Genomic DNA, 23494 nt, shown 5'->3' on the forward strand with positions numbered 1-23494 from the left:
ACTTTAAGCCAATAAAAAAGCCTCCGAAGAGGCTTTTTACTTAACTTTTATTTCTATCTCCGTATCGTCCTTCAAAGTCATACCACGAGGCTGCCGCAATTATAACTCCGAAAATAATAAACACAGGCAACCAAATAAGGTACTCGCTTGCAAAATATGAAAAATCAAAATCTGAAAATTCATACTTCAATTTTCCCAAATAGAACATTGTCAAAAAAGGTATTCCTCCAAACACGCCCAGTTTCATAACACCTGCTTGTATTAGATAGTTTTTATAACCTTTCGATTTTATTTTTGACCATTGCTTTTTATTCATTCGGAAGCTCCTACAGCTCTTCTTACGCAATTAACAAATTGCGAGTTTAGCTGGTCAATGATTTTAAGTTCATTAGGCGTATAGCGTTGACTCATGAATTGTGCATTATCCATAATTACAGCATGCCCATAGCCTACTGTAAAACCTGCAACTGCGCCGGCAATTCCAGCTCTTGCAGAACCTCTTACACTTCCATTACCAGAAGATGCATTTCCATAAATAGCAGAGCCGCCAGCTGAGGCAGCTAAAGAAAGACCATAGTTTGTGGCATAGTCTTGAAAGAATTGCCCATGATCTCTTGCGCCTACCCACGTATCATTCCATCTCCCAAAGCGGTATATTTGGTCTTGACCATTAGGGCCTGTACGACGCTGTTCCCATTTACTTCCATCTGGAGAGTTACTATTAGTTTGCTCAGAACAACTACAGGCTGATAAACCAAAAGGATCAAACCAATTTACAGGATTAGCTCCAACATATGCATAAGTATTGACCCCAGCAGCCAACCCAATCGGATCAGATTGAATATAGCGCCCCGTGCTTGGGTCGTAATCCCTAAAGTAGTTGTAATACAAGCCTGTCTCTTGGTCGTAGTATTGTCCAGGGAAGCCGAGGTTGTATCCACCAATTGAGTTGGTGGTTACGACTCTATCAAAATCGTTATTGTTAGCTCTCCATACGGTGGTTTTGCTTGAGTTGGTAATGCGCTCGGCACGACCTAGGTGGTCATTATGTACATGATAGAGGGTGCCATTACGGGTAAACCCAATCACTTGGCCATGCAGATAAATATATTCTTTCCAAATTTTTCCAGTGATAGCGTACTCTGCTATCAATTGACCGGCTTCGTCATAGAAATAGTAATTAATATCATTACCTTTTCTTTTATAAACCCTTTGCCCCAGCGCATTATGCTTAAAGCTGGTGGTGACGCCGCTTTTAAGGTGTGAGCTTAAACGGTTTTCAGCGTTGTAGTTAAAAGTCGCGCCAGCTTTGGTGCGAGTTTGTCCATTGCTGTTATAAGTAATACTGCTACTGTTAATTTTTGTTAGCTTATTACTGGTTGGAGCATAAGTATTAGTCTCCTGCAAAGCACCGTTCTTATAACGCTTGGTGCGATTCCCAACCGCATCATAATTATAAGTCTGATGGCCAGCATTGGTAGAATTAGAGCTCGTTAAACGATTCACCGTATCGTAACCGTAGGTTTGGGTATTGGCTGAAACGTAGCCATTGGTTATTTTGGTAATATTGTCGTTTTTATCAAATTGAAAAATTAAATTTTGTATTCCATTAGTTGTAATTCTCATTGGACGGTAATCCAAGTCATGGCTAATTTGGCGAATAGCGCCATTGCCATGAGTCATCTCACTCAAAGGACCAAAAGGGCGGTACTTTAGGTTGGTCGCGACATTGCTGGTGGTTGAGCCGTTTTGATAGCGAACCTGCGAGACGCGCCCCATATTGTCGTAGCTGTAAAGCACCTTTTTACCTGAAGGATAGGTCACACTGGTGACTCGGTTCATGCCGTCATAACTGTATTTAGTGTAGTAATAGGTGCCATTAACCTTGGAGCGTTTCTGAATAATATTGCCCACCTTGTCATACGAATACACCGTTTGCCCTGAAGGGTCGTTAACGTAATACAAACGGCCTTTGCGGTAACTGCCCGAATCGTAAACGTAGGTTTTTGTCATGCCGCCGTGGTTTTCAGAGGTAATCCGACCCAAGGCATCGTAGCTAAAGCTTGATACCACTCCATCATTGCGCGTCATGCGAGTTACTTGACCAGATTTATTATAATCGTAGTTTGTGACTCCGGTATCAGGACTGCTCAATTGCTCCAACTCACCAAAACCAGAATAGTTATAGGTCGTAGTTAAACCTCGTGCATCGGTAACCGTTTTAACTCGCCCTCCAGCATCGTAACTATAGCGAGTGATTTTATTGTTCGGATCTTTAACCGTTTTAACGCGGTTTAACCCATCATGGGTATAGGTGGTTGCGCGACCATAAGAATCTTTGACCGACTTAATATTGCTGTTGTTATCATAGTCGTAATCCGTTGACTGCCCATTATTACCAATCGCTTTTTGTAAACGCCCCATAACATCGTAGTTATAGTAATCAACTTTCTGGTTTTCATAGACTGTTTCTTGCACTGGCTCACAATAATAGAAAGCTTGCATATGACTTGATTGAGCAATTGCTTTTGCAATAGGTCCACCGCCACCCCAGCAACCGGGAGGAAGCGTCCAGCGTGTGGTTTCTTTAATAATGCGTCTGGAAACCACATCGCTATTTGCATTGCGAGCATAATAGATGTAAGCATTATTTCTATCGAGCGTTTTAATTAATCGATAGGCTTGATCGTATTGGTTACGCAGATAATTCCCGTCAGGTAAATTAACGCGAAGCACCTGTCCCATCGCATTGTATTGATAGCTGGTGGTTTGCACTCCAGCGGGGTGATGGACTTTTTGGGTAAGGACTTTTCCGCGAGCATCGTAAGTATAATCAACAATCAAACCGTTAGGCGTCGTCATTCGACGCGGATTACCAAGCACATCATAGTTACTATAAGTTGTGGTATGTCCTAATGCATTGACGATGGTGGTTAAATTTCCTTTACTATCATAGTTGTAGGTAAGTTTATCGGTTACATCGGTTCTTGGGCCATCAATGACCATTTTCGACATGATGCCGTTAGAGTAATTGGTATAAGTATAAGTTATTGTTCGAGTTTCCCCTGCCGTACCATAACTAGCAAGGTTCGTTGTTTTTGCGGAAGCCAAACGACCGCTGGCATGATAAGTATTCTCCAGTTTCGAGTCTGCCGTTTGGATGCTTGAAATTCTATTTTCATTAGCAATCCAAGTGTAAGTTGTAGTTCTTTCTTCAGCGGTACCTTTAGCATAGGTTTGCGACTGCAGTAATCCGTTACTATCATAGTTACTCAGAGTTTCTACTCCTTTCCAGTCAAATGTACTTTTGACGATACCGTTGTTGTCGTAAGTTACTTGGCGATTCGCTGCTGGACAATCCGTTGCTGCGATTCTATCGACCCTTTTTAGCTTTTTAACGCCGTTGATAACGTCATATCTGTAGGTTTGCTTATGGCCTAACGGATTAGTGGTGGTGGTATTGGTTGAGCCATAACTAAAGGAATGCTTTTCCACCTGTACAGAGTTTGAAGCCCAGTGAGCTGTAGAAGCGCCTTTACCGTTAGAATGGTAGCTAAAGGTGGCATACTTGGTGCCGTTAATATTGATTTGGGTTAAAGCTCCAGGGAAGCGGCTATCACCATAGATATAGGTTTTTGTTAATGCTGGAGAGCCAGGTTTGGTCACGCTGGATAGATAAGCGCCTGAATAATTGTAGAGGTATTGATTGCCCGCAGGATCAGTGATTTTTCTTAACTTACCACCTGACCAAGTTAAGGTCAGATAGCGACCTGAGCTATGGGTTATTTTAGTTAGTGTCGTGCCGCTGTATGTGTAGCTATGACTTATTCCATCAGGGTTGGTGATTTTTAAAATGCGGCCATCGCTGCTGTATTTTTCTATATAGCCAAATTCAGTATTGTAGGTCCAAGTGCCATCGGAATTACGCGAAAAGCCATTACTAACATTATTTCGTCTATCAACCCACAACCCTTCAGCGCTAAAATAAGAGGGATCAAAATAGTGAAACTCAAGTTCCGAACCATCCGGTCTATGAGCAATAATTTTCATTGCTGGACCAAAGCTACCCACGGTGGTCATTTTGTAACTTAAATTACTTTGCCACTTGGCTCCAAAGATTCCATTAGTATCAGAAAAATTATTGTAGGTTCTGGATACTGTTAATGGAAATTCACCACGACCAACATAATCATTTTCATACTCAACTTTATTGCCCGTCCCGATTAAAATTGGATTACCAGAACATTCTTGATCCGTATCGGAATCTTGATCATTACCTTCTGCGCCCTGTTGTGCGCCAGCACCACCACTGCCAGAGCCACCCCCCGCAAAACCTCCGCTACCAAAGTCAAACAAATCTATAATATAAATACAAACTAAATTTGACTTTTGTATAACTGGAATCGTACCAGAAGGGCAGGTTTGCCTTGTATCAATGGTCGTCACAATGTTAGGTGGTGGTGAGTCATCAGCATTGGCTGTGTATAAAAGAGTTATACTTGAGTATATAAGCGCAACTAAAGTTGCAAATTTTGCGACTTTCATCCTTCAACTTCCTTTACATAATTAGATTTAATTTTTATCAGTGCTTATATCTACAGCTAAAAATTTTGGTGTCAAGATTTTTTATAGCGTGATGCAAATTTGCATTAAATAACTACTTGTTTTATTTCAAACACAAGTCAGATGTGCATTAAAGTTTTACATTTGGTAATGGCGAAATAGAATTTACGTAGAAGATTAAAGCAACGGTTTTATTGGAAGATTCATTTAGCAAATACGCTAAGACCCTGAATTGAAGTTGTGTAATTCTTCCAAATTTTCAACATGAGATTGCTACGTCGCCTTGCTCCTCGCAATGACGGGCAAAAAAGCTTGAGGATAATGAAAACTAAGAATCCATTCTAACGTGAACCCAGCTGCGCTTTTGCCAGAGCCAAATGAAGGCGCCAGTTTGTACAACTCGATAGACGCCATAGGCCACCCAAATCAACATAAAACTGTAGCCCATCATGGGCCCAAGATAAAAGGCGACTGGTAAGAACATTAGCCATTGAGTAACAAAGGAGACATACATTGGCGGTTTGGTGTAGCCTGCGCCGCTAAGGGCATTTAAAAATACTAAGCCGATGGCATCAATAATTATCACTAAGGCGGAGAGCTTGAATGGCCAATGGGCAGCTTCCAGCGCCGCTTGCTCTTTTAAGAAAACGCCCATGATCGGATCGGTAAAAAAGTAGAAGATAATGCCTAAACCAATGGCAAACATCACCGCCATTTTCGAAACATCCCAACCCCATAAATAGGCATCTTCAGGATCATTTCTGCCCAAAGCTTGGCCGACTAAGGTGGCGGCTCCAATACCTAAGGCAATGCAGGGCAAAATGCCTACGAGCATGACGTTGGTGATGGCATTAGCAGCGGCTAATTCGTCAGTACCGACTTTACCAATAATCCAGAAAAGGGCGGTAAAACCAGCCGCGAAGAAAAATTGCTGGATTGAAGAGGGGATCGAAATGCGAATAATGTCCTTGAGCGTTGCCCAGCGCGCCAAATGCTTTAAGTAGCCGTAATCGGAAGTGTGTTTTTTCGCTAGATAATGGTAATAAAAAGTGCCTAAAGTCAGGGATACAGAAGTACCAATACCGGCGCCTAGTGTGCCTAGCTCTGGAAAGCCAAAATTACCAAAAATCAGGCAGTAATTTAGGAAAATATTAAAGGCATGCATCACCAAAAGGGTGCGCAAATAAAATTCGGTTCTCTTAATCGCGCTCCAATAGCCGCGATAACTAAAATTAAGACCAATCGCCCAGATTCCTGCAAAGCGCGCTTGCAGGTAGGGCACGCCTTCTTGTAATAATTCGGGATCGTCGTTGAGAAAGCTTAATATTTCTGGTGCTAGGAAAAACAGAATGATGCTTAAGGGAATGGCGGCAATACTCATCATCATGATTGCGCCATTGAGCGGGAAAGCCGCCTCTGATTCACGCCCTTGGCCCATGCGACGGGCGACCATCGACTGGACGCCGGCAGCAAAACCCATAAAAAAGGCCACTGCCATAAAATTGATAAAGCCGGCTAAGCCAATGGCCGCAATGGCTGCCGAACCTTGGGTGCCAACCATTGCTGCGTCCACCAGATTTAACACGTTTTGCGAAATCATGCCGCCGACGATCGGTAGGGAGATTTGCAGCACTTGTTGTGAACGGTTTTTATCGAGCAAAGGCGATTCCAGTTATGTTAATTCAGCTAGCACAGTGCATTGTAACAGTTATTATTTGGCGAGCGAGCAAATGTTTGTAAAGCCCGCGAAATACTTTATTCGAGCAGACTTAAAGCCTGTTTTATGTATAAAGATTCTGCACCGACAATATCATCGCCGCGACTTTCGCCTAAACGAACAATGACTAACTCTTGCTCTGGAACGATAATGATACGCTGCCCAAGGTGTCCTCTAAAAGCGTGATACTTAGGGGAATGGTTCTGGTTAATCCATGTCGAGTAGCCATAACTGTCAACTTTATAGGGCTGACTCATCATCTGGACAAAGAAGGGAACAATTAACTGTTGGCCTTGCCAACGACCATTTTGTAGCATCAACTGGCCAAATTTAGCAAAGTTACGCGCGTTAGTATTAACACAACAATAAGCCAGCTCCATACCTTGAGCATCAAGGTGCCATAGCGCATCCGCATTCATGCCTAAAGGTTGCCAGAATTTTTCGCTTAAGTAGCGAGATAGAGTCATTTCAGGATTTTTTTGCTTTAAAGCACGATCGAGAATAATGCCCAGCAATTGGGTAGAAGCGCTGGAATAATAAAAAGTTTCCTCAGGCTTTGAACTAAAGTGGCCAGCAAGCAGGAAACTTTCTACATCATCGCCATAAAACAATTCAACGGTTGGGCTAAAAGGGCTGTAATAATGCTCATCCCATTCATAGCCCGAAGTCATGGTCGACAGCGAACCAATGCTGACCAATTTACCATTTGGGTCCTTGTTAAATTCAGGCAAAAAATCGGTGATTGGTTGCTGCAAATTCTCGATATAACCCTCTTCAATTGCTTCGCCAAGCAGCAAGGTCACTAGGGTCTTTGCCATGGAAAAAGAATTGGTTTTGTTGGTTTGGTCATAACCCTTAAAGTATTGTTCGCTGAGCAATTGGCCTTTATGCAGCACTAAAAAAGCAATAGCATTATGCTTTTCAAGGTAACTGGTTAGCTCTGGCGGCAAAGCTTTGGGGAAATCGCGGCTAGTCGCCCAAGCTTGCGTTTGCCCAGCTTTAATTAAGCGTGTCTCGAACTGCTGGTGATCGTTTATATTGGCAGTGCTATTGCCTACCAGATAGGTGCGCGAAATGGCGGTAAGAATATAACCATGCCCAGAAACCAATAAGCCAAGAATAAAAAGGAGTGGAGCTAAAAAAAGAATTATTATTGTTTTTTTCATTGAGGCGTTAGATTTGATGTTAAAAAAGTTAAAAGGTCTTCAGGTTTATCTAGCTGATCTTTAGGAAAAATATAGGCTTTAAAAGTGTCTAGGTGCACTAAAATTGCTTTATCGTTTTCGTAGATATCGGTTACAGCTTTCCAAGCAACAAAGCTCTTGGCAACATGGTTTGACGAGTAAATACCGCGTTCATCAAGCTTATATTTTATTTCTCCCAAAAAGGTACTATTTTCGTTTGGTAAGGCTGAGCTTTGCTGGTTTTTAGATTCGATAGCGATAACTATTAAAAAGAGGATAAAAATACTAGAGGTCCACACCACTGTTTTAAGATCTAATTGCAAAGGGTTTTTGAAAATAGCTAATGCTACGAAAATGGCGATAGCCCAATAAGAAACTTGAGTAATAAGCTTTATCCAAAGCGGCTTTTTGTGGGCGAGGTATTCAACAGATCCCTTTTGAAATAGTTCCCAAGTATCAGTGGTATTTATGATTGTCAGTTCCATATTGTTGTTACCGTGTATTATAATTTTTTAAATATGCTACCTAAGTTTTTGCCAAGCACCAAATATCCACTTGTTCTGCGCCTTGTGTTAAGCAGGCTTTAGTGGCTTCACTAATGGTAGAACTGGTGGTGACCACATCGTCGATGAGTGCAATATGGGTAGGCAGATTGGATTGAGCGACAAAAGCGCCTTTCAGGTTTTTACGACGCTGGGCCGCTTTCAGGCCAATCTGGTGCGGGGTATTTTTTATCCGAATGAGGCTTTTATTGTCCATCGGCAACTGTAATCTTTTTGCAAGCCGCTTGGCGATCAGTTCGGCTTGGTTAAAACCTCGCTCGGACAGTCGCTTGCGATGCAGAGGGATTGGGATCAGCAAATCCGGCGCCGAAGAGTCTTGATAAGCTTGCGTTATCTTTTCGAGCAATAAATAGCTTAAGGCGCGAGCCAAATGCCATTGACGGTTGAATTTAATCTCCGAAATTGCTTTATCGACCGGAAACTCATAATCACAAGCAGCGATAAGTCTTTGATATTGCTTTGGTTTTTTTAAACAGGCGCCGCAAAACTGGACGCTGTTGGATGTTAGTGTATAGCCACACTGGTAGCAGTAATAACCTTGGCGAATAAGTGCTTCTCGGCAGCTAGAGCAAATCGTGCTGGCCGCATAGATTGCACAGTCCTGCTGGCAAAAAGCGCAGGCATGACCAGCCATAATTCTATTGGCTGAACGGCGTAAAACACGGTAAAATCGCTGGTAAACCATAAATCCTTTTTTTTGGTTAACAAGTTTTAAGTTAACTGAAGGTCGTCTTTGACCATAAAAATTTATCATAAAGGCAAAATCAGCAATGAGCAATCAAGCAACAGCGAAAGTCGATGCGGCGATGAATTTGGATATTTTAAACAGCGGCCAAATCCGCAATGATTGGACACTGGCTGAAATCGAGGCGATCTACAATCAGCCGTTTAACGATTTATTGTTTGCGGCACAAAGCATTCATCGCCAACACTTCAACCCGAATGAAGTACAAACCAGTACCTTGCTAAGTATCAAAACCGGTGCTTGCCCAGAAGATTGCGCTTATTGTCCTCAATCGGGTCATTACAATACGGGACTTTCTAAAGAGCAGTTGATGGCGGTGGAAGAGGTGGTGACTAAAGCAGAGCAAGCCAAGAAAAATGGCGCGACTCGTTTTTGTATGGGCGCTGCATGGCGCTCGCCGCGGGAAAAGGATCTCAATGTAGTGCTGGAAATGGTCAAACAGGTGAAATCTTTGGGTTTAGAGACTTGTGTGACGTTAGGTATGCTAACCGATGAGCAGGCAGGACAGCTAGCCGAAGCGGGTTTAGATTACTACAATCATAACCTTGATACTTCGCCAGAATATTATCAACAAATTATTACCACTCGCACCTATAAAAACCGTTTAGATACGTTGCAAAATGTGCGCGACGCGGGGATTAATGTTTGCTCGGGTGGCATTATTGGTATGGGCGAACAGACTCACGATCGGTATGGCTTAATTCAGCAATTGGCGAATATGCCAGAACATCCCCAGTCGGTACCGATTAATATGTTGGTGGCGGTAGAAGGAACTCCGTTGGGTGAAGTGGAAAAATTGGAGTCGATCGATTTTGTGCGGATGATTGCCACTGCCCGAATTGTGATGCCGAAATCTTATGTTCGTTTATCGGCGGGTCGCGAGGATATGAATAAGGAAACACAAACTTTATGCTATGCCGCGGGCGCTAATTCGATTTTCTACGGAGAGAAACTGCTGACCACGGCGAATCCTGAAGCACAAGCGGATATGCAGCTCTTTAAGCAGTTAGGCATTAAACCCGAAGGCGCTGAGCTTGAAGTTCAAGAACCTATTCAAGCCACTACCAGCCATAAGCTTCCGCCGAAAAAAGAAATTTTTTACGATGCGACCCAAGTCTAAGCTAGCTTTGTTCAAAGCAAGTTTAATCTAAACTCAATGTAAAAAGCTTAGTGAAATCAATGTGGACTAAATTGCAACAGCGCTTGCAGGCGCGGCAAATGCACGATCTGATGCGTGGCCGTTTAACCCTCGATAGCCCGCAGGCGGCTGAAATTAAGGTTAATGGTGAGCGTTTGCTCAACTTTAGCAGTAATGACTATTTGGGCTTAGCCAATCATCCGAAAATGATTGAGGCAGTAACCGATGCCAGTAAAAAATATGGTGTCGGGAGCGGCGCTTCGCATTTAATCATTGGCCATAGCCATGAGCATCATGTGCTGGAAGAAGAATTAGCTGAATTTCTGGGTACGGAAAAAGCCTTGTTATTTTCCACCGGCTTTATGGCTAATTTGGGCGTGTTAACCAGTCTGTTCGATAAAAACGATCTGATTATTCAAGATAAGCTTAATCATGCTTCGTTAATTGATGGTGGCCTTGCCTGCAGTGCCAAAATGCTACGTTATGCCCATAACGATATGGCCTCGTTGCAGCGTCAGTTGCAGCAAAGTGCCGATAGTAAATTGATGGTGACCGATGGCGTTTTTAGCATGGATGGTGATTTGGCGCCGCTTACAGAAATGATTACTCTAAAAGATGCTTATAAAGCGCAGTTGATGGTTGACGATGCGCACGGCTTTGGTGTTTTAGGCGAAAATGCTCGTGGCAGTCTCGAGCATTTTGGACTATCGCAAAACAGCTGCGATATTTATATGGCAACTTTAGGCAAGGCGCTTGGTGGATTTGGTGCTTTTGTGGCAGGCTCTGCGCTGTTGATCGAGTCTTTGCTTCAATTTGCCCGCAGTTATATTTATACCACGGCGATGCCGCCGGCTGTTGCCGCCGCCAATCGGATGGGGCTGCGTTTAGTGCAAGCCGAAAACGAGCGGCGCGAACAACTTCAAAAAAATATTGCTAACTTTAAAGCTTTAGCATCTGAAGCAGGGGTGCCGCTTATGGCTTCGGATACGCCAATCCAGCCAGTATTGCTAGGTCGCAATCAAGTAGCTGTGACAGTCGCGGCAGCATTAAAAGCTCAGCATATTTTAGCGGTGGCGATCCGGCCGCCTACGGTGCCGGCCAACCAAGCACGACTACGCATAACTTTATCGGCAGAGCATAGCCAAGCTCAGATTGAGCAGCTAGTCGTCGCTTTAAAAACGGCTTTAACAAATTGTTCACAAGAGGTGTTAGCTTGAGTTCGATACAACCTTACCTTGAAACTCATAACAGCAAAAAAGCGGATGCAGAAGATCTGGTGTTGCTGCATGGCTGGGGTTTGCATTCAGGAATATGGAACCTACTGTTGGACGAGCTCACCAAGCATTGTCGAGTACACTTGATTGATTTGCCGGGTTTTGGTCGCTCGCCGATCCCCAGCGGCGATTACGATCTAGAGCTTTTGACGGAGCAAGTGCTAAAAGTTGCCCCCGCCAAAGCTCATTATCTCGGCTGGTCGCTCGGCGGTGTGGTGGCAACCAATATCGCTTTGACTCAAGCGGATAGAGTAGCCAAGCTGATCACGGTGGCTTCGAGTCCTAAATTTGTGCAGAGCGAGGATTGGCCTTGTGGTATGAAACCCAACATTATGGATTCATTTTGTCGTTTTTTAGAAGAAGATTATCAAGGTACCATTATTCGCTTTCTGGCGATCCAAGCGATGGGTAGCGAAACCCAAAAGGAAGACATAAGACTGCTCAAAGACACGGTGTTTGTGCATGGCACGCCGGCGACTAAAGCTTTGCGTGATGGTCTTAATATGTTGAGTGATGTGGATTTGCGGCAAGGGTTGGCGAGGTTAACCATGCCACGCCTGCGCTTATATGGGCGCTTGGACACGCTGGTGCCGAATAAAGCGGCGCAAGCCATTCAGGATATAGATCCACAAAGCAGCTTTAAGGTTTACCCTAAAGCCAGTCATGCGCCATTTTTGACTAATCGCGCTGAGTTTACTCAAGATCTAATTCACTTTTTAAACCAATAATAATCTATGGTTAATCAAATCGAACAAGCCGATATCGCCAACTCTTTTACCAAAGCAGCTAAAAGCTACGATGCTGCGGCATTTTTTCAGCGTATCGCTGGCGAACGTTTGTTAGAGCGGCTCGATTTCTTCAAACTACAACCATCGGCTATTTTGGATATTGGCTGCGGTACTGGCTATTGCAGCCGCTTATTGGCAAAGCGATACCCGGAAGCTAAGGTTTCTGGAATTGATATTGCGCAAGGGATGGTTGATTTCAGTCGCGCCCAATCGAGCAATGAAGATTATATTTGTGCCGATGCTTTGAGCTTGCCCTTGGCTGAAAATAGTCAAGATCTGGTGTTTTCTAATCTGACCTTTCAGTGGATAGATAAACTGGATCTCTTGTTTAAAGAATTACATCGAGTGTTAAAACCTAATGGTTTGTTGCTTTTTACTTCGCTCGGCCCTGATACTTTGCATGAGTTGAAAAGCAGCTGGCAGGCGGTTGATGAGCATAAGCACGTCAACGATTTTATTGATATGCATCACCTTGGCGATGCTATGTTAAATGCGGCTTTGCTTGATCCGGTGGTGGATAGTGAAGCTGTGATTATTGGCTATGATAAAGCCATTGAGCTGATGCGCGATTTGAAAAACATTGGCGCTCATAATATTGATAAACAGCGAAAATCAGGGCTTACCAGTCCGCGTGCTTTGAAGCAACTAGAGAAGCATTATCAGCAGTTTAGATTGGATAATGGTGAGTTACCGGCGACTTACGAATTGATCTACGGCCATGCGTTTGGACGCGAGTCTATTCCTCTTGAATACCATCAATACGGGATCGAACTGTAATTTAATAAAAGAGTTCTAAGAGTCTTTATTCGACAGTTTGACGACTTTTTTATTCTTCTCAAAATTGATATCGTGCTCTTCGACTAACTTCTTGGCTTTACCTACCTGAGAGTCGTGTAAGAAGTTACGCAAGGTTTGGAACTCAGTGCGATAAAAGTCACGCTCGCTGCGCAAATTATCCACATTCTTGCTCATGGTCTGGTTTGCCTGTACTAAGCGCTTGTGGCTTTTTTTGAGGTGCTCAAATTCAGCGCGATAGTTTTCTTGGAAATTATCAATCTTATTCTCGGCTTCCTGGCGAACTTCCAGCAGTTGTTTGTCGAACTGATTTTGGCGTGACTGCTTATCCAGCTCATACTCTCTTTGGTTATCAGCGATGGTCTGAACGGAAGTCAAATAGTCTTTTTGCACCTGCTCATAATTGCTAGAAACTTTACTGAGTTTTTGGGCGGTGTCGTTAAATTCATGACGCAGATCTTGATGACGCGCAGATAAGTCTTGTAATGACGTTTTAAGTTCATCGTGCGCTTCGGTTTTTGCTTCCAGCAGTTTTTGCTTTTGCGCAATGTTTTGGGTGTTTTCTTGTAAGACGTTATTCAACTGGCTGATTTTTGATTCCAATTGTCTTACCAGAGCGTGCTTCAGCGCAGCGTAAACGACGGCAATAACTAGACCTAGAATAATTAATATTCCGAGCGTTAGAACGTTGTTGGCCAAAAAATTCGATGCAGATTCCATAGTACGCAAAGCTTGTAATCATTGGCTGTTGTTATCAGCCGATATTATTAAAATGGTTAACTTTTTTGTAATCTTTTTAAAGTTATACCAATAAATGCTACTTAAATATACCCTATCTTAATGTCATAATACCTTTTTTGGCCAGAAAAATAACCACTTAGCGCACATTATGACTAAAACCTATTTTATCACAGGCACCGATACTGAAGTGGGTAAAACCTACGTTACCGCCTTGCTGATCCGTGCTTTGCGCGTCCAAGGGCATAAGGTAGTGGGCTTAAAACCGATTGCTTCTGATAGCCAAAATGGTCAAATTCGCGAGCCGGAAACGGATGAGTTGCATCATGAAGGTTTGATCAACTCGGATGCGCGTGCACTTTATTTAGCAAACCAAGGAACTTTGGCTTATGAAGTGGTGAATCCCATTCGTTTTGCTGAGCCGATTGCGCCTCATATCGCTGCTCAGCGGTTAGGACAAGCGTTGAGCGTTGCTCAGTTATCGGAATATTTCTTTGCCCATAAGACTCAATTTGATGCTGCTGATTTGTGTTTAATCGAAGGTGCGGGCGGCTGGTTAACACCGCTGAATCAAACTGAAACTTATGCCGATTGGGTCGCCGAATTAGAACTGTCGGTTATCCTGGTAGTCGGCATGAAATTGGGCTGCTTGAATCATGCACAACTTACTTATCAAGCGGTAGAAGCTAGTGGGTTAAAGGTTGTCGGCTGGGTTGCAAATCAACTTGACCCCCAAATGGCTTATTACGATGAAAATTTAACTTGGCTGAAAACTAATTTACCAGCACCTTTGTTAGCGGAAATTGGTTATCAGCAGTCAGCTTCTCAACTGGATCTTGAAAAGCTGAGGCTTTTATTTTAGCGTTATTGGATCATCTGGCGACCCGATTGTTTTTGGCACTGGTTACTAATACAAGAAACGTTCGGTTTTAACTCTATCGAACAAATACTGGCCATTTGATTTTCTTGATTGTAGCGATTGCGAGCAGCAGCATACTCTTGTGCTAACTGGTTAATCGCTTGCAGATTGGTGTTTTTAGTGGAATAGGCTTCGTAGCCATCTGGTCCGCCACAAGCGCGCGAGCCCACAGGTAATGCTCGACAATGACTGTCGCTATCGCAACTCTTGTCAGCAATCAGCTCCATCAAACTACTGTACTGTTGCTTTAACGTCGCTTGGCTAACTTTGCTGTTGTCACCAGCAGGGGCGATCCGTTGCGGATCTTTGCCGATGTTTCGAGTATCTTGGTTTGAGTGCTTTTCTTTCGGGATCTTATTGCTGGCTTTTGGCGTTTGTTCGTTGTTAGCTTGCATTTCTTCGTTTGGGCAACCGCTGATCACAGCCACGCTGGCGAGCAAGAAAACACATTTGATTAAAGATTTGATGGTTTTGTTCATGGTAACACTCATACAAGTTCGCTTGGGTTAAAAGTCCTATCACCTAATCTTGATACTAATTAATAAAAATATCAATCAAGAAGTGTAAAGGTTCTGTATAAGACTAATTGGATTAGACTAGATAGATTATTGGGGCCTTTGCCTTTACCCGTAATTAGGCTCACATCGTACGGTTTCGTTTTAAGCAGCACATACAAGCTAAGCATTTAGCTGTTCAAGCATAAAATTTTGCGCTTGATTGGCCGCTAATTGCCAGCTTTGTTCGGTGCTTATTTCGGAGCGCTTTAAAGTTTCCAAGCTATGATTGGCATCTTTAAACCAACGCACATCAATGCTTGGCGCTAAGCCATAAGTTGAAACTTCGTCAACTTTGCCAAAGGTATCTCGTTCACCTTGTAGAATTAAGCAAGGGGTTTGCAGGGTTTGTAAATGTTCGGTGCGTAATTTTTCTGGCTTACCGGGTGGGTGAAAAGGGTAACCAAAGCAAACAACGCCAGCTACTGATACTTGATCGGCTATCATGGTCGCCACTCGACCACCCATGGATTTGCCACCAATAAAAATCTGCTCGCCATTAGTGTCAGCCTTGATAGTTTCTATCTGCTCGATAAAAGCATTTTGCAGCTTATCCATTCGATCGGGTGGTGATTTTTTGCCTGTGAACTGGCGGCGTTGCATATAAGGAAAGTCGAATCTAATGACGTTCAGTTGCTGGCAACGAATAAGCTTTGCCAGAGTCGTCATAAATTCAGACTGACTGTCAGCCCCAGCGCCATGAGCAAATATAAAGTTAGCTTTTTTCATCTGATATCCAGTTTATGGCTTTTAATCCTGATCGGTTTTGTTACACTAGCTCCAGCTAAGTAATTTTAACTGCGTTAGTATAACTAAGATATTTTGACTATCCAAAAAGCCCAACAACATAAATCGAATGCGGAAGTGGCGAACAGTAAAAAGTTGAGCGCTAAAGCAAACGATTATAAAAGACCATTTCTAAAGTGGGCTGGCGGTAAATACCGTGTATTGCCGAAAGTATTAAATGCTTTACCAAGCGGTAAAAAGCTGATCGAACCTTTTGTAGGCTCGGGCGTAGTCTTTCTTAACGCAGATTACGAACGTTATTTGTTGACCGATATTAATCCGGATCTGATCAATCTGTTTAACGATTTAAAAAAAGGTCAAGATCGGTTTATTGATTATTGCAGCCAGTATTTTGTAGCGAAAAATAATAATGAAAAGCGCTACTACCAACTATGAGAGCACTTCAATCAATTGTCCGTAGGTTGGGAGCGTTCGGCCTTGTTTTTGTATTTCAATCGTCATGGCTACAATGGCTTATGTCGCTATAATCGAGCCGGTGGTTTTAATGTACCTTTTGGTCGTTATTTGAAACCCTATTTCCCAGCCAAAGAAATGGAGTTCTTTTACCAGAAATCAAAAAAGGCCGAGTTTCGTTGCCAAGGTTTTGACAAAACCTTTAATAACGCCCGCAATGGCCATGTGATCTATTGTGATCCTCCCTATTTGCCACGCAGCTTGACTTCTAATTTTACCAACTATGCCAAACAAGGTTTTAGCTACGATCAGCAAGTTCAGTTAGGTTTCTTAGCAGAAGAAGCGCGTAAAAAAGGGGTGCAAACGGTTATTTCCAATCACGATACTTTGGTTGCTCGGGAAATTTATAAAAATGCCGATAAGATCCGCAAGTTTGAGGTGCAACGCTTTATTTCTTGTGATGGCGGTAATCGCAGTAAAGCCAAGGAGTTGATTGCGAGTTATTTAGATTAAACTGCGGCTAATTTTAGTTTTATTAATCAGCGATTATTGTCCCGCAGATTCCAGTGCATTTCCTACAAAGTAGAGGATGGTCAAAATAAATAGTACGGTGAAAATGATACCGCCAAGAATGAGTTTGACCGGATCGGCTTTTTCGAAATCTTTTTCCCGTTGTGCTTCGCTTTGCACACCAATCATAGCGCCAAGTACACTCTTGATCGTGGACCAAAAGCCAAGGCTGCTTGGTTGCGCAGTATTGTTATGATTAGGGTTTTTAGTATCGTGGTTGTTGGAGTTAGTCATTCTCGTGGCCAAGTAGCTCTATGAACTCGATAAAGTGCAGGCTTGGCATTGTATGACTATTGGTTAACCATGAAAAGAAATTTGTAGAAGGTTTTTTCTTGGTTTTTGGGCTGACGACAAAGTCGGCAGGTGGTAAATCCGGTTCGGCGTGTTGGATGATTTCCAGTTGCTCAGAGTCGACTTGCTGATGATAGCTGTCGGCAGCATAGAAAGTATTGCATCGGCTATTGACGCTAGCACTGGTTTGGCTACTGTAACCTACCAAAGCGCTTACGATAGCAATAACAGATAGTTTTGATGCCGAGGTCATTTCCGTAACTCCTTTATTAACTTTACTAATATATGCCAAAAATCGCTATTAGATCAAGGTATTAGTTGACTTTTAGGAGATGTTTTTTGTATAGAAATGTCAAGATTATCAATTAATTCAAAAGCTTGGCTGATATTGAGTCTTGGATCGACCAAGCTGGTGTAGGATTTGTTCAATTCTTGCGCAGAGATCTGGTAGCTGCTGCCGACACATTCCATCACCGCCTCTGCGGTCATTTCTAGGTGTAAACCGCCTAAAATTGAGTCGCTGTTTTGATGGATCGCGATGGCTTGTTCAAGTTCGCTTTGGATATGCTGGAAATCACGGGTTTTAATACCGTTGGCCGCGAGTTGACCATTACCGTGCATAGGATCGCAACACCAAAGAACTTTGTGGTTGGCAGATTCCACTGCTTGAATTAAAGCGGGCAATTTTCTAGCAATTTGTTGGTGGCCGAAACGATGAATGAGGGTCAAACGGCCAGCTTCATTGTTTGGGTTGAGCAGTTTACATAGAGCCAGCAGTTGTTGTGGCTGCATTTGCGGCCCTACTTTTATCGCGACCGGATTGGCAATGCCGCGCAAATATTCGATATGGGCGCTATCAGGATTGGCAGTGCGCATTCCGACCCACGGAAAATGAGTCGATAAATTGTACCAGTTACCGTCTTTGTCTTGCCGCGTTAGCGCTTCCTCGTAATGCAGGTGCAAGGCTTCATGACTGGTAAAAAACTCCATTAGGCCTTTGTTCATGGCTTTAGAGCCATAGAAGCGCTGGAATAGCTGTGCCATTTGTTGGAATTGGCACAAACTTTGGTGCAGCTTGGCGCTTTGTTTAAGTTGTGCTAAAGCTTGGGTTTCTTTATCTAGCTGCAATAGTTGGTCGAGATCGCTCTCTAACATCGAACGAATGTAATTGAGGGTCAAGGAAGCATAGCTGTAGCCTTGTAACATTCGTTCCGGATCGGGCGTTCGAGCCGATTCGCTAAAGTGGATCGAGTTAACCAGATCGCCGCGATAACTGTGAAAGGTTTCATCAAGCTTGGTTTCCATCAATTGCGAGCGCGGCTTGGCATACTGCCCTGCAATTCGGCCAATGCGACTGATGGGTTTATCGATTTTATTGCTTAATAGCAGGCTTAAATTCACCAATAGGCGAACTTTTTGCGAGATTGAGTCGGCATTACAGTCAGCAAAGGACTCGGCGCAATCACCGCCTTGCAGGATAAAATGTTTGCCCTGTTGCGCTAGCGCGATTTGGCTTTTTAGATTATCAACTTCGGTGGCTGAAACCAAAGGTGGCAACTGGCGCAGTTGGCCGATCACGCTATTGAGCGCCTGCTCATCGCCATAATTAATCTGCTGACTAACAGGTTTCTGTTTCCAGCTATCGGGCCGCCAATCGGTTTTTGTCAATTCCACAGTGTCAGTCGTTATTTTACCAAAACTTCATTCATCACATTCTAACCTATAAATTGGGGGCTTAGTAGCAAATTCAAATGGTGATCATTGCAAAGCTGCATAGGCTAAGAGCTGGTTTTTAGTCAAAACTAATTTTTTGTCACAAAATTGAGATTTTGCTCTCTATTTAGCTAACGGTGATAGCAGTTAAGAGAAGGCTTATGGATATATTTGAAGACATATTTACTACCCTTAATGTAAAAGGAGCTTTTTATTTTAGGACAAATTTTTCACCGGAATGGGGGGTTAATGTTCCAGATTTAGAACAAGCGGCTCGCTTTCATTTAGTCGCTCAGGGGAACTGTTTTGTCAAAGTAAAAGGCGGTGCTTATTGCGAAATAACGGCGGGTGACTTGGTGCTCATTCCGCATGGCTCAGCTCATACCTTGGCAGATAGTGCAACCAGCCAAAGCTATCCCTTGGAGCAAGTGATGCAAAACTCGGGTTATCAAGGCGAGGGCGTTTTAACCGATGGTAAAGATAATATGCCAGGCTCTAGCCAATTGATCTGCGGGCATTTCACTTTCCGCACAGGAGCGGAACACCCTTTATTGACAGCGCTACCATCAATGATTGTCGTGCGAACCGCGTGTCGAGCAAAGCATCCTTTGTTGGATGAGCTACTTATGATGCTCAAGCGCCAAGTTTTTTCTGCAGATCTCGGAGCTATGGCTTCGATAACGCGCCTGTCGGAAATTGTGTTTATTGAATTGCTAAGAGCTGGGATATGCGAAGATGATAATCTTAATGATATTGTCAATGGCTTTAAAGATCCTAAGATTGGTCGCTCATTACAGTTGATACACAAGCAACCGCAGCATTATTGGACGGTGGAAAAGTTAGCCTCGGAAGTGGCCATGTCCAGAAGCCGTTTTGCTAAAAAATTCCAAGAGGTAATTGGTAAGGCTCCGATGGCTTATTTATCCGATTGGCGTTTACAAAAAGCCTTATCCTTGCTTGAAGAGTCACACCTTAGCGTGCAGCAAGTGGCTACAAAAATCGGTTACCAATCGGCCGCTGCTTTTACCAGAGCCTTCTCAAATAAGTTTGGAGTGGCGCCTTCCGACTGCCGAAAATTAGCCAGTTAACGTAAGAAAAAACCAACAAAATTTGCACATCGTCTCACATCTTTTGCAGTAACGATTGATTTAAAGCCTGTCTATTGATGAATCAATTTGGATTCATCATATTTGCATTTCCAGCAACACCAAATTTATTGGAGACTGAAATGCAAAGAATTAACCGCATCGACCCTAACGAGGCAAACGCTAATACTCAAGAAATTTTAACCACGGTTAAAACTAAAATGGGTGTGTTGCCTAACATTATTGCTACCTTAGCAAACTCAGAATCAAGCTTAATAGCTTACCTAAACTTTTCAGAGGCTCTGGCTCACGGTGAGCTTTCAGCGGCATTAAAAGAGCAAATTGCGCTATCTACAGCAGGAGCAAATGATTGCGACTATTGTGCTTCTGCCCATACTTTTATTGGAGCAAATGTAGGCTTGGATGCCAAAGAAATGCGAGCCAATTTATCGGGTGATTCTTCAAGCGAAACAACCCAAAAGATACTCTACTTTGTTAATGAAATAATCGCTAAACAAGGAAGAGTCGCAACCCGTAGCGTGCAAATTTTGCGTGATGCTGGGCTATCCGATGGCATCATTATCGAAATTTTTGCCAATACGGTTCTGAATATATTCACCAACTACTTTAACCACTTAGCTGAAACTGAAATAGATTTCCCTGAAGTGTCAGCTAATCCTGTTTAATCTAACCCCCTTAACTCAAAAACTGGAGATATGTATGAAAACTTTTACCAAACTTAGTATTGCGACTTTAACTTTAGTTTCGGCAGCGACATTTACGCCTGATATTTATGCTGCTGATGAAAACAATGTTGTACCAGGTTTAACCGCTGTGGGCGCACCCCTTGGCTTACATGGTGTCGACCCGGTAGCATTTTTAGATATTGGCAACCGAACCGAGGGTTCTGCTGCATTCGCTGCTACTCATGATGGCGTGGCTTATTATTTTTCGAATGAAGAAAATAAAAACACCTTTGAGAAAAATCCTGAGCGCTATATCCCACAAAATGGTGGTTTCTGTACTTTCGGTGTTTCAGTGGGCAAAAAATTTGATGGCGATCCTCAGTATGCCTCAGTAGTTGACGGCAAACTGTACGTTTTTCTAAATGAGGAGATTTATAAAATGTACCAACAAGATCAACGTGGAACTATTGCCAAAGCTGAAAAGCAATGGAAAAAAATCAAACACAAAGCAGCCACTGCGCTTTAACCGTTCCTAGCGGAGCTTCGGCTTCGCTACCTTTTTGCTCAAGGAAACTCACATGAAATTTATCAATTCAAAACTGCATGGTTATTTAGATTACTTGGCTGCAATCGGCCTTATTGCCCTACCTTTTGTAATTGGTTTAGAACAGCAATCGCAATTGGCTTTTTATATTTCCATTGTCATGGGCTTTGGCTTAATTGGCTACAGTTTATTGTCTGACTATGCTTTGAGTATTAAACCTTTAATTAGCTATAAAGGTCATTTGGTGTTCGATTTATTGGCTAGCAGTGTCTTTATACTGACCCCTTGGATCTTTGGTTACAATCGGTTTGCAACACTCTATAGCCTGATTATGGGAGCGGGAGTGATTGTGGTAGTGATTTTCTCAAAAGCCAATTGGAACGACTCGATTTTACTAAAGTCTTCCTAAGGAATGGTCATGAAGCTAAGTAACCTATTTAGCAGAATCAGTTTATTGCTGAATCTACTGTTTGGTCTGTTAGCTCTGGTTAAAAAATCAGATTCTACAGGCCTAATTCGTTGGGAGCGAAGTGAACTTTTTATACTTCTACTCATTTTAGCAACAGTAACCTTGTTGATACTCAGTATAGCTAACGGTGCCTTTATTCCATTCTCAAAGAAACAGATAGTCACTAGAGCCGTTTTTCTTAGTAGTAGCTTTATTTTTGCCATAATTAGCGCGAGTTTTTCTAAACTCGAGTTAGTGGCTTCGCCTGTACCAGTATGGAGTCTTACTAATGGACTCCTTTTGGTTGTGGCAGTTTTCATGGTCATCAAATATGTACTGAAACAGTGTTTTCAAAAGTTTGAGAAGCTTATCTTTGAGCTGTTTTTAGATTATCACTAGCAGTATTTCAAAAGAGAAGGTAATCTTGTCGCTATTAAGAGCTGCGGCAAACACATGAAAATTGCTAAGACAAATGGCGCTTTGCGAAAATTTAACAAAGAAGCGTCTGAGCATGAGTATTTGAGAATAATTAATGGCAAAAACGAAAACAATCTATGTCTGCCAAGAGTGCGGTAGTGAGACTCCGCAATGGGCGGGGCAGTGTGGTCAATGTAAAGCTTGGAACTCTTTGGTTGAGCATCTTGATGAGAAGAAATCGAGCAGCGGCAAAAGCTCGCGCTTTACTGGGTATGCTGGCGAAAAAACCAAAGTGGTGCGGATGGACAAGGTGGATTTGTCTGAATTACCGCGCATATCCTCAGGTCTAAGCGAGTTGGATCGGGTATTAGGCGGCGGCTTAGTACCTGGTTCAGTAGTGCTTATGGGTGGCGATCCCGGGATTGGTAAGTCCACCATTTTACTACAAAGCCTGTGTAAAATTAGCGAAAGCGATTCGGTTTTGTATGTCACTGGCGAGGAATCAATGCAGCAGGTGACTATGCGAGCTCAGCGGTTGGGGCTTGCTACGGGCGAGTTTGATTTGTTGACCGAAACTCAAGTGGAAAATATTACTGCACAAGCTTTGCTGCAAAAGCCCAAGGTGATGGTGGTGGATTCTATTCAAACCATCTATACCGAGTTGCTGCAATCGGCACCGGGCGGAGTAGCCCAGGTCCGCGAGTCGGCAGCCCAACTAGTGCGCTTTGCTAAGCAAACAGGAATCACCTTGCTGGTGGTTGGCCATGTCACTAAAGATGGTGCGCTGGCAGGACCGCGAGTGCTTGAGCACATGGTAGATGCAGTATTATATTTCGAGGGTGAGCGAGACGGACGCTTGCGCTTGTTGCGCGCCGTAAAAAACCGCTTTGGCGCGGTTAACGAGCTGGGCGTTTTTGCTATGACCGATACGGGTTTAAAGCAGGTGAAAAATCCTTCGGCAATTTTTCTTTCTAAATATCAAGATCCGGTTGCTGGCAGTGCGGTAATGGCAACTTGGGAAGGCACTCGCCCGATGTTGGTCGAGATCCAAGCCTTGGTGGATTCATCCCACGCGCCGCAACCAAAACGCATCGCAGTTGGATTGGATCATCAAAGAATTGCCATGTTATTAGCAGTGCTTAATCGTCACGGGGGTATTGCCACCTTTGATCAAGATGTGTTCGCCAATGTGGTTGGCGGGGTAAGGGTTATGGAGACCTCGGCGGATCTGGCATTAATAGCGGCAATTATTTCGAGTTTGCGAAATAGGCCATTAGAGCAACACCAGGTGATTTTTGGTGAGATTGGTCTAGCAGGGGAGATTCGCCCAGTGCCCAATGGCCAAGAGCGATTGAATGAGGCGGTAAAACACGGCTTTAAAAAAGCGATAGTGCCACAAGGTAATGTGCCCTCCAAATCGATTAAAGGTTTGCAAGTGCATGGCGTTAGTCGATTAGAAGAAGTGTTAAGCTATTTGTAATAAAAGTAATCTGAACAGCAAGTTCCAGCCGATACACTGTTCAAGCCGCGTGACTTTGCTAAGCTAAATTTAACGATACTAA

23 protein-coding genes and 1 pseudogene are annotated in these 23494 nt (G+C 43.2%); 12 read left to right on the forward strand and 12 right to left on the reverse strand.

Features of this window, described 5'->3' with window-relative positions:
- Positions 1 to 40: 40 nt before the first annotated feature.
- The 6 genes from NFS34_RS06480 to NFS34_RS06505 form a co-directional block, all read right to left on the reverse strand.
- Entirely contained in the window at positions 41 to 316 is a 276-nt protein-coding gene (locus NFS34_RS06480) for a hypothetical protein (RefSeq protein WP_251359125.1), read from the reverse strand.
- Complete coding sequence (locus NFS34_RS06485; RefSeq protein WP_251359126.1) at positions 313 to 4545, reverse strand: RHS repeat-associated core domain-containing protein; 4233 nt, start codon at positions 4543 to 4545, stop codon at positions 313 to 315. Before NFS34_RS06485 ends, NFS34_RS06480 begins: the two co-directional genes overlap by 4 nt.
- 346 nt (positions 4546 to 4891) lie before the next feature.
- The gene (locus tag NFS34_RS06490) at positions 4892 to 6223 is read right to left on the reverse strand and encodes an MATE family efflux transporter (protein ID WP_251359127.1); all 1332 of its coding nucleotides are present in this window, start codon (positions 6221 to 6223) and stop codon (positions 4892 to 4894) included.
- Between the two features lie 95 nt (positions 6224 to 6318).
- Positions 6319 to 7446: a serine hydrolase gene (locus NFS34_RS06495; protein ID WP_251359128.1), complete on the reverse strand. Its 1128-nt coding sequence runs from the start codon at positions 7444 to 7446 to the stop codon at positions 6319 to 6321.
- A complete protein-coding gene (locus NFS34_RS06500) occupies positions 7443 to 7949 on the reverse strand; it encodes a YcxB family protein (RefSeq protein ID WP_251359129.1) in 507 nt (168 codons plus the stop codon). Before NFS34_RS06500 ends, NFS34_RS06495 begins: the two co-directional genes overlap by 4 nt.
- Positions 7950 to 7989: 40 nt before the next feature.
- Positions 7990 to 8712 carry a ComF family protein gene (locus NFS34_RS06505; protein WP_251359130.1) on the reverse strand — a complete coding sequence of 241 codons (723 nt, stop codon included), beginning with the start codon at positions 8710 to 8712 and terminating at the stop codon, positions 7990 to 7992.
- A gap of 121 nt (positions 8713 to 8833) precedes the next feature.
- On the opposite strand from NFS34_RS06505, the gene bioB reads away from it, so the two are divergent.
- The 4 genes from bioB to bioC are packed head-to-tail and all read left to right on the forward strand — an operon-like array spanning position 8834 to position 12749.
- Positions 8834 to 9892, forward strand: a complete 1059-nt coding sequence (gene bioB / locus NFS34_RS06510; protein ID WP_309296426.1) for a biotin synthase BioB — start codon at positions 8834 to 8836, stop codon at positions 9890 to 9892.
- A 59-nt stretch (positions 9893 to 9951) separates the two neighbouring features.
- Positions 9952 to 11127, forward strand: coding sequence for an 8-amino-7-oxononanoate synthase (bioF, locus tag NFS34_RS06515; RefSeq protein ID WP_251359131.1), 1176 nt, complete (start codon positions 9952 to 9954; stop codon positions 11125 to 11127).
- The gene (gene bioH / locus NFS34_RS06520) at positions 11124 to 11912 is read left to right on the forward strand and encodes a pimeloyl-ACP methyl ester esterase BioH (protein WP_251359132.1); all 789 of its coding nucleotides are present in this window, start codon (positions 11124 to 11126) and stop codon (positions 11910 to 11912) included. Before bioF ends, bioH begins: the two co-directional genes overlap by 4 nt.
- Before the next feature lie 6 nt (positions 11913 to 11918).
- Positions 11919 to 12749, forward strand: coding sequence for a malonyl-ACP O-methyltransferase BioC (bioC, locus tag NFS34_RS06525; RefSeq protein ID WP_251359133.1), 831 nt, complete (start codon positions 11919 to 11921; stop codon positions 12747 to 12749).
- 15 nt (positions 12750 to 12764) lie between these two features.
- Here bioC and NFS34_RS06530 read toward each other — a convergent pair whose 3' ends face one another.
- On the reverse strand, positions 12765 to 13487 hold the full coding sequence (locus NFS34_RS06530; protein WP_251359134.1) for a hypothetical protein: 723 nt from the start codon (positions 13485 to 13487) through the stop codon (positions 12765 to 12767).
- A gap of 169 nt (positions 13488 to 13656) precedes the next feature.
- On the opposite strand from NFS34_RS06530, the gene bioD reads away from it, so the two are divergent.
- Positions 13657 to 14367, forward strand: coding sequence for a dethiobiotin synthase (gene bioD, locus NFS34_RS06535; RefSeq protein ID WP_251359135.1), 711 nt, complete (start codon positions 13657 to 13659; stop codon positions 14365 to 14367).
- 2 nt (positions 14368 to 14369) lie between these two features.
- On the opposite strand, the gene NFS34_RS06540 is transcribed toward bioD, so the two are convergent.
- Both NFS34_RS06540 and NFS34_RS06545 read right to left on the reverse strand, forming a co-directional pair.
- On the reverse strand, positions 14370 to 14915 hold the full coding sequence (locus tag NFS34_RS06540) for a hypothetical protein (RefSeq protein WP_251359136.1): 546 nt from the start codon (positions 14913 to 14915) through the stop codon (positions 14370 to 14372).
- A gap of 186 nt (positions 14916 to 15101) precedes the next feature.
- Entirely contained in the window at positions 15102 to 15707 is a 606-nt protein-coding gene (locus NFS34_RS06545) for an alpha/beta family hydrolase (protein WP_251359137.1), read from the reverse strand.
- 153 nt (positions 15708 to 15860) lie between these two features.
- Between NFS34_RS06545 and NFS34_RS06550 the strand changes: the two are divergent.
- A pseudogene (locus NFS34_RS06550) lies at positions 15861 to 16691 on the forward strand (Dam family site-specific DNA-(adenine-N6)-methyltransferase).
- 33 nt (positions 16692 to 16724) lie between these two features.
- Here NFS34_RS06550 and NFS34_RS06555 read toward each other — a convergent pair.
- The 3 genes from NFS34_RS06555 to NFS34_RS06565 are packed head-to-tail and all read right to left on the reverse strand — an operon-like array spanning position 16725 to position 18713.
- The gene (locus tag NFS34_RS06555) at positions 16725 to 16982 is read right to left on the reverse strand and encodes a DUF2970 domain-containing protein (RefSeq protein WP_251359138.1); all 258 of its coding nucleotides are present in this window, start codon (positions 16980 to 16982) and stop codon (positions 16725 to 16727) included.
- Entirely contained in the window at positions 16975 to 17292 is a 318-nt protein-coding gene (locus NFS34_RS06560) for a hypothetical protein (RefSeq protein ID WP_251359139.1), read from the reverse strand. Before NFS34_RS06560 ends, NFS34_RS06555 begins: the two co-directional genes overlap by 8 nt.
- Before the next feature lie 53 nt (positions 17293 to 17345).
- Positions 17346 to 18713: a 3-deoxy-7-phosphoheptulonate synthase gene (locus NFS34_RS06565; protein ID WP_251359140.1), complete on the reverse strand. Its 1368-nt coding sequence runs from the start codon at positions 18711 to 18713 to the stop codon at positions 17346 to 17348.
- A gap of 200 nt (positions 18714 to 18913) precedes the next feature.
- On the opposite strand from NFS34_RS06565, the gene NFS34_RS06570 reads away from it, so the two are divergent.
- The 6 genes from NFS34_RS06570 to radA all read left to right on the forward strand — a co-directional run bounded on the left by NFS34_RS06570 (position 18914) and on the right by radA (position 23412).
- Positions 18914 to 19840, forward strand: a complete 927-nt coding sequence (locus NFS34_RS06570; RefSeq protein ID WP_251359141.1) for an AraC family transcriptional regulator — start codon at positions 18914 to 18916, stop codon at positions 19838 to 19840.
- 140 nt (positions 19841 to 19980) lie between these two features.
- Positions 19981 to 20523 carry a carboxymuconolactone decarboxylase family protein gene (locus tag NFS34_RS06575; protein ID WP_251359142.1) on the forward strand — a complete coding sequence of 181 codons (543 nt, stop codon included), beginning with the start codon at positions 19981 to 19983 and terminating at the stop codon, positions 20521 to 20523.
- A 34-nt stretch (positions 20524 to 20557) separates the two neighbouring features.
- On the forward strand, positions 20558 to 21049 hold the full coding sequence (locus tag NFS34_RS06580) for a YHS domain-containing (seleno)protein (protein WP_251359143.1): 492 nt from the start codon (positions 20558 to 20560) through the stop codon (positions 21047 to 21049).
- Positions 21050 to 21101: 52 nt separating this feature from the next.
- Positions 21102 to 21476 (forward strand): hypothetical protein, encoded by a 375-nt coding sequence (locus NFS34_RS06585; protein WP_251359144.1) that lies wholly within the window; start codon positions 21102 to 21104, stop codon positions 21474 to 21476.
- A 9-nt stretch (positions 21477 to 21485) separates the two neighbouring features.
- Positions 21486 to 21914, forward strand: a complete 429-nt coding sequence (locus NFS34_RS06590; RefSeq protein ID WP_251359145.1) for a hypothetical protein — start codon at positions 21486 to 21488, stop codon at positions 21912 to 21914.
- A 133-nt stretch (positions 21915 to 22047) separates the two neighbouring features.
- A complete protein-coding gene (gene radA / locus NFS34_RS06595; RefSeq protein ID WP_251359146.1) occupies positions 22048 to 23412 on the forward strand; it encodes a DNA repair protein RadA in 1365 nt (454 codons plus the stop codon).
- The last annotated feature ends 82 nt before the right edge of the window (positions 23413 to 23494 follow it).

The sequence above is a fragment of the Kangiella sp. TOML190 genome (assembly GCF_023706045.1).
Lineage (GTDB): Bacteria > Pseudomonadota > Gammaproteobacteria > Enterobacterales > Kangiellaceae > Kangiella.